Origin of the sequence: Mycolicibacterium komossense (assembly GCF_025822605.1) — a bacterium.
In the GTDB taxonomy this organism is placed as follows: Bacteria; Actinomycetota; Actinomycetes; order Mycobacteriales; family Mycobacteriaceae; genus Mycobacterium; species Mycobacterium komossense.
Window position 1 is genome coordinate 197,577 of record NZ_JACKTY010000028.1, and the last position, 12,979, is coordinate 210,555.

General features: G+C 66.0%; 12 protein-coding genes and 1 pseudogene. 6 read left to right on the forward strand and 7 right to left on the reverse strand.

Features of this window, described 5'->3' with window-relative positions; all coding sequences use genetic code 11:
• Positions 1-34 precede the first annotated feature (34 nt).
• A complete protein-coding gene (locus tag H7J73_RS11930) occupies positions 35-1,360 on the forward strand; it encodes an adenylate/guanylate cyclase domain-containing protein (RefSeq protein ID WP_435405470.1) in 1,326 nt (441 codons plus the stop codon).
• Here H7J73_RS11930 and H7J73_RS11935 read toward each other — a convergent pair.
• Positions 1,307-2,104, reverse strand: a complete 798-nt coding sequence (locus H7J73_RS11935) for a nitrilase-related carbon-nitrogen hydrolase (protein WP_264067580.1) — start codon at positions 2,102-2,104, stop codon at positions 1,307-1,309. The two genes, H7J73_RS11930 and H7J73_RS11935, sit on opposite strands and share 54 nt — an antisense overlap.
• 15 nt (positions 2,105-2,119) lie before the next feature.
• Complete coding sequence (locus H7J73_RS11940) at positions 2,120-3,595, reverse strand: PucR family transcriptional regulator (protein WP_264067581.1); 1,476 nt, start codon at positions 3,593-3,595, stop codon at positions 2,120-2,122.
• Between the two features lie 145 nt (positions 3,596-3,740).
• On the opposite strand from H7J73_RS11940, the gene H7J73_RS11945 reads away from it, so the two are divergent.
• Positions 3,741-5,192, forward strand: a complete 1,452-nt coding sequence (locus H7J73_RS11945) for a purine-cytosine permease family protein (protein ID WP_264067582.1) — start codon at positions 3,741-3,743, stop codon at positions 5,190-5,192.
• On the forward strand, positions 5,189-6,136 hold the full coding sequence (speB, locus tag H7J73_RS11950; protein WP_264067583.1) for an agmatinase: 948 nt from the start codon (positions 5,189-5,191) through the stop codon (positions 6,134-6,136). Before H7J73_RS11945 ends, speB begins: the two co-directional genes overlap by 4 nt.
• A gap of 6 nt (positions 6,137-6,142) precedes the next feature.
• Here the strand turns inward: speB and H7J73_RS11955 are convergent, their stop codons facing one another.
• Both H7J73_RS11955 and H7J73_RS11960 read right to left on the reverse strand, forming a co-directional pair.
• The gene (locus H7J73_RS11955) at positions 6,143-6,592 is read right to left on the reverse strand and encodes an RDD family protein (RefSeq protein WP_264067584.1); all 450 of its coding nucleotides are present in this window, start codon (positions 6,590-6,592) and stop codon (positions 6,143-6,145) included.
• Positions 6,589-7,110, reverse strand: coding sequence for a hypothetical protein (locus H7J73_RS11960; RefSeq protein ID WP_264067585.1), 522 nt, complete (start codon positions 7,108-7,110; stop codon positions 6,589-6,591). Before H7J73_RS11960 ends, H7J73_RS11955 begins: the two co-directional genes overlap by 4 nt.
• 200 nt (positions 7,111-7,310) lie before the next feature.
• On the opposite strand from H7J73_RS11960, the gene H7J73_RS11965 reads away from it, so the two are divergent.
• Together H7J73_RS11965 and H7J73_RS11970 are read left to right on the forward strand one after the other, a co-directional pair.
• Positions 7,311-7,568 (forward strand): hypothetical protein, encoded by a 258-nt coding sequence (locus tag H7J73_RS11965; protein WP_264067586.1) that lies wholly within the window; start codon positions 7,311-7,313, stop codon positions 7,566-7,568.
• Positions 7,547-8,212: pseudogene (locus H7J73_RS11970) on the forward strand (DUF222 domain-containing protein); the annotation flags it as partial. The gene H7J73_RS11965 and the pseudogene H7J73_RS11970, both read left to right, overlap by 22 nt.
• Before the next feature lie 15 nt (positions 8,213-8,227).
• Here H7J73_RS11970 and H7J73_RS11975 read toward each other — a convergent pair.
• The 3 genes from H7J73_RS11975 to H7J73_RS11985 all read right to left on the reverse strand — a co-directional run bounded on the left by H7J73_RS11975 (position 8,228) and on the right by H7J73_RS11985 (position 11,721).
• Entirely contained in the window at positions 8,228-8,734 is a 507-nt protein-coding gene (locus H7J73_RS11975) for a Dps family protein (RefSeq protein WP_264067588.1), read from the reverse strand.
• Positions 8,735-8,908: 174 nt separating this feature from the next.
• On the reverse strand, positions 8,909-10,747 hold the full coding sequence (locus H7J73_RS11980) for a DUF2339 domain-containing protein (protein WP_264067589.1): 1,839 nt from the start codon (positions 10,745-10,747) through the stop codon (positions 8,909-8,911).
• Positions 10,748-10,827: 80 nt separating this feature from the next.
• Positions 10,828-11,721 carry a MurR/RpiR family transcriptional regulator gene (locus tag H7J73_RS11985; protein ID WP_264067590.1) on the reverse strand — a complete coding sequence of 298 codons (894 nt, stop codon included), beginning with the start codon at positions 11,719-11,721 and terminating at the stop codon, positions 10,828-10,830.
• A 182-nt stretch (positions 11,722-11,903) separates the two neighbouring features.
• On the opposite strand from H7J73_RS11985, the gene H7J73_RS11990 reads away from it, so the two are divergent.
• Positions 11,904-12,965, forward strand: coding sequence for a substrate-binding domain-containing protein (locus tag H7J73_RS11990; protein ID WP_264067591.1), 1,062 nt, complete (start codon positions 11,904-11,906; stop codon positions 12,963-12,965).
• Positions 12,966-12,979 lie beyond the last annotated feature (14 nt).

Below are 12,979 nucleotides of genomic sequence, written 5' to 3' on the forward strand. Positions count from 1 at the left end.
ACATCGAAGGGCCCGCCGGTTTAGGCTCTGACCTGTGGCGATCAGGCGTAAAGCCACTGCGTCCGCATTGGCCGAGGGCCGGTTCCGGCGCCCCCAACCGTGCGTGCCGGTCCGCAACGAGCACTACGCCGACAGCGCCGCGCGCCGCTACCGGGTCCTGAAGATCACCACCTGGATCGCGGCCGTCGTCAGCGGTGGCTTCGGCATCTGGCAGCTCCTCGGCGGCTACGGCACATGGCCGATCGGGGTGAGCAACGTCGCCACCGGGGTGGTGTTCCTGCTGATCCCCTTGTTGGCGAAGTTCGGCGAACTCGTCGCGCCACTGGCGTTCATCGTCGTCGCCTACGCCTCGGTGTTCTTCATCTGCTGGCAGATCGGCACCGGCTCCGGCCTGCAGTTCTACCTGCTGGTCTCGGCATCGATCCTGGTATTGGTGCTCGGTGTCGAGCGCATCGCGCTGGCGGGCATCCTGGCCGGCGTCGGTGCGGTGCTCGTGATCGTGCTCGAGGTCATGGTGCCCAGTGACACCGGGCTGCAACCGGCCTGGACCCTCACGATCGGCTTCATCACCTCGGTGCTCACCGCGAGTGTGATGGCCTTCGCCACCGTCTGGTTCGCGATGCGGGAGACCGCCAGGGCCGAGGTCGCCATGGAGGGTGAGTACCAGCGTTCGGAGACGCTGCTGAGCAACATGCTGCCGGCCAGCATCGCGACCAGACTCAAGGATCCGACACGAGACCGGATGATCGCCGACCGATACGACGACGCGTCAATCCTCTTCGCCGATATCGCGGGATTCACCGAACGCGCCAGTGACACTGCGCCGTGTGATCTCGTCGCTTTCCTGGATCAGCTGTATACCGCGTTCGATCTGTTGGTCGACCGACACGGTCTGGAGAAGGTCAAGACCAGCGGTGACTCCTACATGGTGGTCAGCGGCGTGCCGATCGCACGGCCCGACCATCTTCAGGCACTGGCTGCGCTCGCCCTCGACATGTCCGAGGTGGCCGCGACGCTGCGCGATCCCACCGGCCGGCTGGTGCCGATGCGGATCGGTATCGCCGCAGGCCCGGTGGTCGCCGGGGTGGTCGGATCGCGGCGGTTCTTCTACGACGTCTGGGGCGACGCGGTCAACGTCGCCTCCCGCATGGAGTCGACGGACCAGGAGGGCCGCATCCAGGTGCCAGACGCGGTGTACCAACGGCTCAAGAGCCAGTTTTTCCTCGAAGAGCGTGGGGATGTCGTGATCAAGGGCAAGGGTGTGATGCACACCTGGTACCTGGTCGGCCCTCGCGAGGGCGGCGGGTCAGTACAGGTCCAGACGCCGGTCCGCAAGCAGGTCGACGTGCTCGGTCAATGACTTGTCGTGGGTGACGGAGAGGTCGATGTCGGCGATTGCCAGCCCCGCGTCGGGACCCGCAGTCGCCACCACCCAGCCGTCCGGGTCGACGATGGCGCTGCCCGCGGTCCACCGCTGACCACGCTCGACGCCGCTGCGGTCACACGCCGCCACCGCGATCTTGTTGACGCGGGCGGTGGACATCGCGGTGACGACCTCGCCGGGGCGCTCGCCTTCCGGGCGCGGAAACAGCGGCCAGTTCACCGGCGCGACAATCAGTTCCGCACCCTGAACAGCCGCCAGCCTGGTCAGCTCGGGGAATTCCAGGTCGTAGCAGACCATCACCGCGATGACGCCGTGGCGGGTCTTCAGCACCGGTGGCAGGGCGGCACCCGGGGTGAAGATCAGCTTCTCCCGATCCCATAGGTGGGTCTTTCGATACGTGGCGATCACCCCATTGGCGTCGACGACGGCTGCGCTGTTGTAGAGGCGACCGTCCTCGCCGACTTCACAGAACCCACCGATGACCACGGAATCACCAGCTGCCGCAGCCCATTTGATGAACTCGGGGCTGTCCGGGGTAAGCGCCACGGATCGTGCCTCGTCCGCGTCGGCCAACATGTAGCCCGACGTCACCAACTCCGGTAGCACGATGATGTCGGCACCCGCCGCGACCGCCGCGGTGATCTGATCTTCGATCAGGGCCGAGTTGCCGGCCAGGTCGGCAATGGCGGGCGAAATCTGACAGCAGGCGATCCGGGTCATCCTCGAAGGTTAACGCTATTGCGGCAGTGCGGCGCGGGCCTTGAGCGCCAACCACAGTTCCATCCGGTCGTCTCCGTCGTCGAGACGCCGACCCGTCAATTGGGCGATCCGATCAATGCGGTTGCGAACGGTGTTGCGGTGCAGGGATAGTCGCGCCGCCGCGGGATCCCATGCACCGTTCACCCGCAGCCACTGCTCGAGGGTGCGGACCAGCTCGAGCCGCTCGCGGGGGTCGAGCTGGTCCATCGGAGCCAGTACCGCGTCGGCAAAACCACGGACCGCATCGGGACTGCCGAGCGACAGCAACAGCGATACCGTCGCACCCTCGCTGGCGGTGACGATTCGGCCCAGCCGCGCACTGACCGGCACCAGCGAACGGGCCTGCATCGCCGATACCGCCAGTGTGTCCGGTGCCGTCGGCGCACCGATGCCCGACGGAAGGCCCGCTGCATGCGTCTGCAGGGCGTCCATCAGTGCCGTCAGGTCCGGATGGGCGACCTCGACCGTGCCGCCGATCACCCGCAGCAGTGCGCTTTCCAATCCCGACTGCAGCCGAAAGGCCAGCGCATCGACGTCGTCGGCGGCCACCACGGCGACCTGGTAATACGCCGCGTCCAGACCCACCGCCGCCGCCAGCTGCTGAGCGCGCTCGCGCTTGATTCCCGGGCGCAAGAGCTGGGTGAACACCTGCGAGCGACGCTCACGCTCGGCGCGGCCGGACAGGTCGCGCCGCTCGATGTCCAGAGCGATCAACGAGACCAGCACGGTGGACGAACTGCGCGATGTCGAATCCATGTCGGCACTGAGCATGATCCGCGCGAGCGGGACGGTGGCGCCGACGGTGTGTACCTCGAATTCACCGACCATCGCCCAGGAGGTCTGATCCGGCGGGCACGCCGACGCCGCCTGCAACGCCCGCCGCACGACGTCAGCCGGGGTCACCGGCGTGGCGCCGACGAGCCGGCCGGTGCTGTCGCACACGACGCACGGCGTCGCGCTGGACTCCGACCAGGCCAGCAGCAGTGCCGCCAGCGGCGCGGAACTGGTGGCGACCGCAGTGAGCCGGCGGTTGATCTCCATCGCTCGCTGCAGGTGCGCGCGCTCCTGGGCGGCGATGGCGGCGAACACCCATTTGGTGATCGCGATGAACGGTGTCTCATCCGGCACGGTCAGCAAAGGGACACTGCATTCCTGCGCCGCAATCCGCAGCGGTTCGGGACACGACTTGTACGGCAGGCCGTGTCCGAGTCCGAGCGCCAGCGCGGCGACACCCGCCTGGGCGCATTCGGAGACGTAGGCACGACATTCGGCCAGCTCCATCGGCAGCACCAGGCCGACCGTCATCAGGAGCTCGCCTCCGCGCAGCCAGTCCCCGGGCGCGGTCAACTCTGACACGTGTGCCGAGGTCACCTCGCGCTGCAGCCCGTCGGCTCCCGCGGCAACCGACAGCCCCAGCGTGGACGCGGCGGCGACGTCGGCGACGGTGAGCATCAGTGACGCCTCTTGTACATATTGCCCAACGGTAATAGATGAAATGAACAATTCGGCTATATCCCGAGGACGGGTGGTCACTCCATTGTGGGAGGCATCACATTTGCGGCCCACCGGCTCGGTTCAGGGCTGACCAGGAGGACTCATGAACACGACCGACAGCCCGGCAGTCGACCCCGGCGGTCGCAGCGCCATGATCGAGAGCCGTTCCATCGACTACGTGCCCGATGACGAACGCCACGGCAAAGTCAGCCACCAGGGGCCGTTCTGGTTCGTCGGCAATTTCCAGCCGTTCACCCTGGCGCTGGGGTTCGTCGGGCCGAGCCTGGGCCTCTCACTGTGGTGGACGATCGTCGCCGGAATCGCCGGAATCGCGTTCGGCACCCTGTTCATGGCGTTCCACGCCACGCAGGGGCCGGTGCTCGGGCTGCCGCAGATGATCCAGTCGCGGGCCCAGTTCGGCTATCGCGGCGTGTTGCTGCCCCTGATCGGCACCCTGTTCACGTTCGTCGGATTCAACGTCGTCGACGTCGTGATCATCAAATCCGGGCTGCAGTCGATATTCGGATGGAACCCGACGATCGTCGCGGTTGTCATCACCCTCATCGCGGCGCTGGTCGCCATCTTCGGTCATGACTTGCTGCACAAGACATTTCGGGTGCTGTTCTGGATATCGCTGCCGCTGTGGATCGTGTTGACGGCCGGTGTGATCTTCGGCGGGGTCGTCGGGACCACCGCGCCGGGCGTGGGTGCCGGCGGCTTCAGCGTGGTGGCGTTCCTGGTGCAGTTCAGTGTCGCTGCGTCCTACAACATCACCTACGCGCCCTATGTGTCCGACTACAGCCGGTACCTCCCGAGGAGCACCAAGCCTTCGGCGATCATCGCGTCGGTGTTCGTCGGCGCATCAGCCTCCCCCGCCTGGCTGATCCCGCTGGGCGCCTGGATGGCGACCTATCTCGGGGCCAGCGACGCGCTCGCGGGCATCAACCAGACCGGAAACGCCGTCGTGCCCGTGCTGGGCGCCATTTTGGCCGTGGTCTCGACACTGGTCCTGGTAGCCACGATGGGGCTGAACGCCTACAGCGGAATGCTCACGGTGGTAACCGGACTCGATTCGCTGCGGTCGGTGAACCCGACCCGCTCGCTGCGGGTGGTGACCATCGTGGTGCTGGCGGCGGCGTGGCTGGTGATGGGCCTGCTGCTGACCAATGCCACGACGGCACTCAACACCACCTTGCTGATCATGCTCTACCTGCTGGCGCCGTGGACGGCGGTGAACCTCACCGACTACTTCTTCGTCCGCCGTGGCCACTACGTGATCGCAGACCTGTTCACCCCCAACGGAATCTACGGCGCCTGGTCGTGGCGCGGGCTGACCGCGTTCCTCGTGGGCGTTGCCGCCGAGATCCCCTTCGTGGATCTCCCGTTCTTCGTCGGGCCCGCCGCGAGAGCAATGGGCGAAGTCGATATAGCCTTCATCATCGGCCTGCTGGTGTCCGGCCTCGTCTACATCGCGGTGACGAGGTCCCTGGATGTGACTCACGAATTGGCCCTCATCGATGCCGCACCGTCAATCACCGAAGAGGAGAAGCGATGACAGACAACGAGATTCTCGGTCCACCGGACGCCTCCCGTCATCCCCGCTACACCGAACCGGCGACCTTCGCCCGCCTGCCCAGGATCGACCAGGTGGCGTCCGCGGACGTCAGCGTCGTCGGGATCCCGTTCGACAGTGGCGTGTCCTACCGGCCCGGGGCACGGTTCGGCCCCTCGCATGTTCGCGCCGGATCGAAGTTGTTGCGCCCCTATAACCCTGCGCTGAATGTCGCACCGTTTTCGACGCAGCAGGTAGCCGACTGCGGCGATATCGCCGTCAATCCCTTCGACATCGAGGATGCGATCACCACGATCGACTCCTCGATCACAGACCTGCGCAAGGACGGCTCGACGGTGCTGACGATCGGCGGTGACCACACCATCGCGCTGCCCATCCTGCGGTCCATGGCCCGTGACCTCGGTCCGATCGCGGTCCTGCACTTCGACGCTCATCTGGACACCTGGGACACCTACTTCGGCGCGCCCTTCACTCATGGGACGCCGTTCCGGCGGGCCAGTGAAGAGGGCTTGATCGACATGGAGCGCTCGCTGCACATGGGGATCCGGGGCCCGCTGTACAGCAAGCAGGATCTCGAAGACGACGGCGTACTGGGTTTCCAGGTAATCCGCTCGGACGATTACGAATTCGACGGTGTAAAGAGCATCGTCGAGCGCATGCGCAAACGCCTCGACGGCGGTCCGGTGTATGTGTCGGTGGACATCGACGTGCTCGACCCGGCGCACGCCCCGGGCACCGGCACCCCCGAGGCAGGCGGCATCACCTCGCGGGAACTGCTCAACACGTTGCGGGGGCTGGTGGGCCTCAACGTCGTCGGCGCCGATATCGTCGAGGTGGCACCGGCGTATGACCATGCCGAGATCACCGGTATCGCCGCGGCCCATGTCGGCTACGAACTGTTGTCCGTGCTGGCCGCCAACCGCTGAGCCGGGTCAGGGCGCGCGGTTGTATACCACTCGACTGCCGATCACGATGTCCTGCAACGACCTTCGCTGACCGTCGACGGCCACCCAGGCCAGCCCGATCGGGAACAGTACGCAGCCCAGCGCCCTGGCCAGACACAGTGTGACCCGAAGTCGTGGTGACGTGCGCCCCTCCACCCGCAAGCCCATCACCACCGCACCTGCGGTGCAGCCCGACACTCGCCAGCAGCCGGCGAGATAGAGCACAGCCACCGCACCCAGGCCGAACGCCGAGAAAACCAGTGACGGTGCGGGAAAACTGAATGCCCGGGGCGAGAAGGCAAGGGTCGCCAGGATCAGCCCGAGGTACGCCGCCCCCATCACGGCCAGGACGACGAGCAGGTCGATGACGGCTGCCACTCCCCTGCTCACGATCCCGGCGTTGCGCGTGCTCTCCGCCTGCGGGGCAGCCCCGGTCACAGGCCGTCCCGGGTTCGGCCCAGCATCCGGTCGACGATCCCCGTGACCAGATCGTCGGCGCGCTCACCCTGACTCCGCACGTCGGTCATCACCTCGGCAGTGACCGAGGTGGTGGACTGGCGGATGATCGCCGGCAGATCGACACCGTCGATCACCACGTCGGCCAGCCCGATGAGATCGATGCGGTCGATGATGGCGTCGATATCGACTTCGCGGGCAATGGCATTGACGTCCACGTTGTCCCGCACGAGTGCGGTCAGGTCCAGTTCGGCCAGCACCTGCCCGACGATCTGAACCGCAATCGTGGTGAGCAGTGCCCGCAGCGGATCGACCCCTGCGTTGATGACGGCGTCGCCACGGCGGGAGAGCGCAGTGACACCGCGCGTGAGTCGCTCACCGACGAACGGCAGCCGGGTGGCGGTGCGGTAGACGGTGGATGCGCCCTCTGCCGCAACGGCTCCGGCGCCCGCCGCGACGGTGACCAGGGGATGCCGTAGCAGTCCGATCGGGTTGGGCATCACCGCATCGTAGTTCCTGAACGCAAGCGGGGTACCGACAGGCCCGGCTCCCCGCAAGCGTGCGGGTTCCCAGCCGACGCGCCCCCGGCCCGGACGTTGTCTGGATACCGGCTACGGCGGCGCCATTGAGGTGAAAACGCTTCTGTCACTTATGTTTCAGGTGGAGGATTCTTGTCGGTAGCTGCCACTAGTTTTGTGCTATGAGTTCGGCCCTGGTTTCGGATCGCGACATGGTGCACGCCGCCGTGTCGGGGCTGGAGGCTGCGGTCGATTCGCTTGTCGAACTCTCTTTTGACGGGTTGACCAGCCCCGAGGTGGTGGCAGTGTTGGCCCGGTTGGAGACTGCGTCCCGGCGGCAACCGGCGATGGGGCATCGGCTGGTCGGCAAGCTGGTGCGCGACCGGTCGGCGCGGGAGTTGGGCGCCAAGAGCATCACCGAGGTGACGCCCCGTGCGTGAAGGGAAAAGCGAGTGAGGCGCAGGTCAAGGGTGATCGCTGCACCCCCGCGCAACGCCAGCATGACCCACTGACGGCGATGGGCCGCAACACCCTGTGCTCGGGTGAGTTGGGTAGCCATCACGGGCTGCCCGTCACGGTCGTGGTGTCCACGACGCTCAAGGAACTAGAATCCGGGGCCGGACCGGCCGTGACTTCCGGCGGGACGCTGATGCCGATGACCGACGTGGTTCCACTGGCCTCGCACGCCCACCACTACCTGGTGATCTTCGACCAGAAGGGGCGGGTGCTGGATCTGGGCCGCACGAAACACATTGCGTCACCGGATCAGCGGATTGTGTTGCACGCCAAGGATCGCGGCTGCACCGTCCCCGGGTTTTTGACCGGGGTGCATCACGCCGAATGCGACTGGGCTGACGACGGATTGACCAACATCAGCGACCTCACCCTGGCGTGTGGACCGCATAACCGGCTCGTCGGACCCGGCGGCTGACGGACCCACAAACGCAAAGACGGCCGCACCGAATGGATCCCACCACCACATCTGGACACCGGCCAAGGCCGCGTCAACACCTATCACCACCCCGGAGAGCTCCTCGTACCCGAGGAGCCTCCGGGCGATGTGGAACGCCGCGAACCGGATTAGTCTGGAACGACTCCGTTAGACCTTGCGGTTCTCGGACTTGATCATCCAGGCCAGCTTCTCTAGGCCGTCGATCAGCTGATGCAGGATGTCCGCGGTGCTCGGGTCTTCGGCGTCGACCGCGTCGTGTACGGCACGCATGGTGTCGACTGCTGCGTAGATGCGGGTGGTGATCAGATCCACCACCTCGGTGGTGTTGTGCTCGAAGGCCGGGAACGCCGGCAACGACGTCGTGGCGGCGACGGTATCCGAACGGCCGTCGGCGACGGCGTCCAGGGCACGCATACGCTCGGCGATGGTGTCGCTGCCTTCACGGGCGAAGTCGACGAGTTCGTCGAGCTGCAGGTGCAGGTCGCGGAAGTTGGTTCCGACGACGTTCCAGTGCGCCTGCTTGCCCTGAAGGTGGAGTTCGATGAGGTCGACCAACACCTTCTGCAGGTTGGCGACAAAATCCGGTGATGCGACGAATCCGGTGACCTCGTCGGCCTCGCGTCGGTTGCTGGTGATGGTTGCTGTGGCACTCATAGTGATGTCCTTCCGTGCGAATCGTCTTTGGTACCTGCCGGGCTCCGGTTCGTGAGTTTGGAACCTCTAGCTGCTCGTTAACCGTAACGTCGCCGGTAGCCAGATAATGCCGGCGCCGGTGTCTCGTCGATCACGATTGGCCAGGTATGCCTTTGCCAGGTTAGGCAATCACAACTAGCGGTCCTGCTGCGCCAAGCTGCGGGCGTACCCGGAGCCCATTCCCAGCAACGCCAGTCCGACGACGATGAACGCCACGACGCGGAAGATGCCGTCGAGGGTGCCGAGGTCGAACAGGAACAGCTTGACCATCGCGGCGGCGGTCAACGCCAGCCCGCCGGCAATTGGCGCCGTGCGGGCGTCGCGGTGCGCGACCCGCAGGGCATAGACGAACAGCCCCGCGGCGATCGCGATCCAGCCGATCGTCGCCGCCATGTGCCCGGCGAGGAATCCCCCGTCCAACCCGGCCATCAACACCCCGGCCGTCACGGTGAATGTGGTGACACAGTAGGCGGTTACCGCGACGACGCCGGTCCACAGCAGCCGGATCCCGTCATCGAGGTCCGCCTCCCCCGCAGTCCAGGACCAGGCGATCGCCACGGCGACCGCGATCATGAGCAGGCTGGCCGCCAGCGTGGAGACGGCGACGGAGGTAGGGAGCACGGTCGGATTTGTCAGATAGCGCGGCGGGGCGGAACCGACGAAGAATGCTGCCCCGACGACCACGAATCCGATTGCCGCCCAACGGGCGACGCGGTGTTCGCGACCCGCAATGGTGACGACCGTCGCCATGGCCAGCAGGACCGGCCCGGCAACCAGTCCGTTGAAGGCGACCGTCACCGCGATCAGTGCCGACACCGCCGACAGTGCCGACCAGATCTGGCGGACCGCACCGGTGACGCCGGGGATGCGACCGGTGACGACGATCGCGAGCATGGCGACTGCGACGGCGGCGGCCAGCAGCGCGGCGAGGACACGTCCGCCGGTGACCCCCGCCGCGAGCGCGGGCAGCACCCCGGCGACGGTGACCAGTGCCATCACCACGCGACTGGTGATCCACGGCATCAGGATCAGGGCGCCGACGATGGCCAGTGCCGCGGCGATCCCGCAGGCCGCGCCGATCAGCCACGGATCGTCACCGGTCACGACGCGGTTGATCAGCAGCGCCAGCAGCAGCGGCAGGGTGACCGCAGTGGTCCGTGCGGCATGCATCCAGACCCAGTCTTTGCCGAGTTGTACCGGCAGCGACGCAGCGGACAGCACCAGCATGAAGGCGATCAGGGTCAGCGTGATGCCGCCGGTGACGATCGGTGCCAGGACGAGCAGCGGGACGAGCACCAGCAGCCCCAACTGCTCGGAATCCCAGTGCCGGGCCAACACCAGACCACCGCCACCGACGACCGAGGCGATGATCAAACTGACTCCTGGGGCCACCCAGTGATAAACCGTGGTGATGGCGATGACGTCGATATACGCGGCGGCGATCCCGGTGGCGGCCAACGCAATCGCGCCGATGCGTCCGCCAGCGCGGCGGTTCAACCGATCGGCGATCGCGACCAGCCCTCCGGCCAGCACTGCACCGGCGCCGACCCGGATCTCAGGACGGAGGATGCCGGCCTGTGCAGCCAGCACCACCAGCAGTACGACACCGATCAGGGTGACGGCCACCCCGGCGACGGCCAGGAGCTTACCGATCAGACCTCGCTCGCCCGCGGCGCTGATCCGCTCTGCGAGCGAACGCTTGGGCGGGCCCGGGGCGCGAGGGGGCAGATAGGCGGCGGGCGGCGCCGGTTGGGGTGACGGTGGCGCCGTCTGAGGTTGGTACTGCGGGTGGTGCATCGGCGGTGCGGCCGCCGGTGGTGTGAACACCGGGCCGGGATACGGCTGCTGCGCAGGGGCGGCAGGCATGGTCCGCTCGAGCTCACTGAGTTGCGTTGCGACACGAGCCAACTGGCGCGACATCGCGGTGAATTCCTCCGAGAGCCGGTGCAGCGCTGCCTGGTGAGGTTCGGTCATGGTTGCCATCGTGTCGCCGCAATCGGCCCACGGGATGAGTAGGACTACCTGACTTCGCCATCTGGATAGGTCGTGTCAGTTCACGATCCGCGAGAGCGCTGGATACCCGCGGCGTAGGTTTCCTGCAGGTGTGCGACGGTCTCGTCGAAGTGCGTTGCGGCGAATGCGGCATAGAGCGAATCCATCACCAGTAGCTGGCCCCACTTGCTTGTCACGGCTTCGCCGTACAACTCACCACCCGATGGGACCGACGAGGTGAACAGACTCACCTCCGATGCCTTCGCCAGCGGGCTGGTCGGATCCGAGGTGATGGCGACGGTGGCAGCTCCGTGCGAACGGGCCGTGGTAACCATGTCCACCACTGGCATCGAGCGGCCCGAGTCACTCACCGCGATGACCACATCCTGCTCGCCAAGGATGGTTGCGGCCATGGCCTGAATGCTCTGGTCCCGAAACAGCATGCATTTCTTGCCCGCTCGCGTGAAGCGCATCACCCCTTCTTCTGCCGCAATACTCGAGGAGCCCATGCAGGTGAAGACGATCGTCGACGCGCGCCCGATCGCCTGGACCCCCTTACGTAACACGTCGACGTCGAGCCGCTCCGCCGTCTGCGCCAGAGCCATCTCACTGCTGTAGCGAATCTTCGCCACCACCTCTTCGGGGCCGTCCGTTCGCGCTATGCCGTCGTAGACGAAGCCCTGGGTGCGAGTACTGCCGGTGGCGCGGTTCGCAAACGCCGCCTCGGCCATGGCGAGCCGCAGAGACTGGTAGCCGTCGAGTCCGATCTCGCGGACGAATCGCGACACCGTCGAGTCGGCGACCCGCGCCTGCGCAGCCAGCGTCGTGATGCTCATGGTCTGCACCGCCTCGGGGTGAGCCAGGACGTAGTCGGCGACCTGACGCAGCGCATCGGGCAGGTACGGGAGTCGGCTCGCAATGCGCTGCAGGACGCTGACCTCGTCGTGGACCGCCATCGTGCCCCTCCCTGTGCAGACCTCTTCGGGCCGGCATCTACCTGCCTACCAGCGACATTGCCCTCCCGACCATAGTCGATAGAAATGTCTTTCACATCACCTCTGGACAATCGCAGTAATTTCCCTCACACTTTGATCCATCGAGTCGAAATAATTTCCATCAACGGCGTTGGAGGTCTTCCGTGCACCGCAATTCTTTTCCCACCGTGCTGCTGTGGCGCACGCTCGTCACCGCGGGAGCTGTCTGTCTGGCGGTCGGCATGACCGCCTGCGGGAGCAGCGGTGCAGGCAACCAGGCCTCAGGTGTACTCGTCGGACTGGTCACCAAGACCGACGACAATCCGTTCTATGTCAAGATGCGCGAGGGGGCGCAGGCCAAGGCGGCGGAATTGGGTTTCAACCTCCAGTCGCTTGCCGGAAAGAGTCAGAGCGACAACGATTCTCAAGTCCAGGCGATCGAGAACCTGGTGGCCCGAGGCGCCAAGGCGATTCTGATCGCGCCGTCGGACTCCGAAGCGATCATCCCCGCCATCGAAAGTGCCCGCCACGCCGGTGTGTTCGTGGCCGTGCTGGATTCGCCGACCAATCCGACCAGCGCCGCGGACGCCACCTATGCCACCGACAACTTCCAGGCCGGCCTCCTCGTCGGACAGTGGGCGGCAAAGAAGTTCGACGGAAAGCAACCAAGGATCGCGATGTTGGATCTCAGCCCGGCACATGTAGCGGTCGACGTCGAACGCGATCAGGGCTTCCTCCAGGGCTTCGGGATCGACGTGAAGAACGCGAGCGCGATCGGTGACGAACAGGACGGTCGCATCGTGGGCCACGAGGTCACCGACGCCAACGAGGAGGGGGGCCGCACAGCCATGGAGAAGCTCCTCCAGCGCGACAACGGAATCAATCTTATCTACACCATCAACGAACCCGCCGCGGCCGGTGCGTACGAGGCGATCAAAGCCGCGAATCTGCAGGATCAGGTGACCATCGTCTCCATCGACGGGGGCTGCCCCGGCGTGCAGAACGTCAAGGCGGGCGTCATCGGTGCGACGTCGATGCAGTTCCCGATCACGATGGCCACCGACGCGCTCTCGGCCGCCAAGGCGTACCTCGACAGCGGAGCCAAACCCGAGAACAGTCCGGGCCTGGATTTCACCAATACCGGCGTCACCCTGATCACCGATCAACCGATGCCAGGTGTGGAATCGAAAGATTCCGCCTGGGGACTCCACAACTGCTGGGGCTGAACGCTACTCATGAC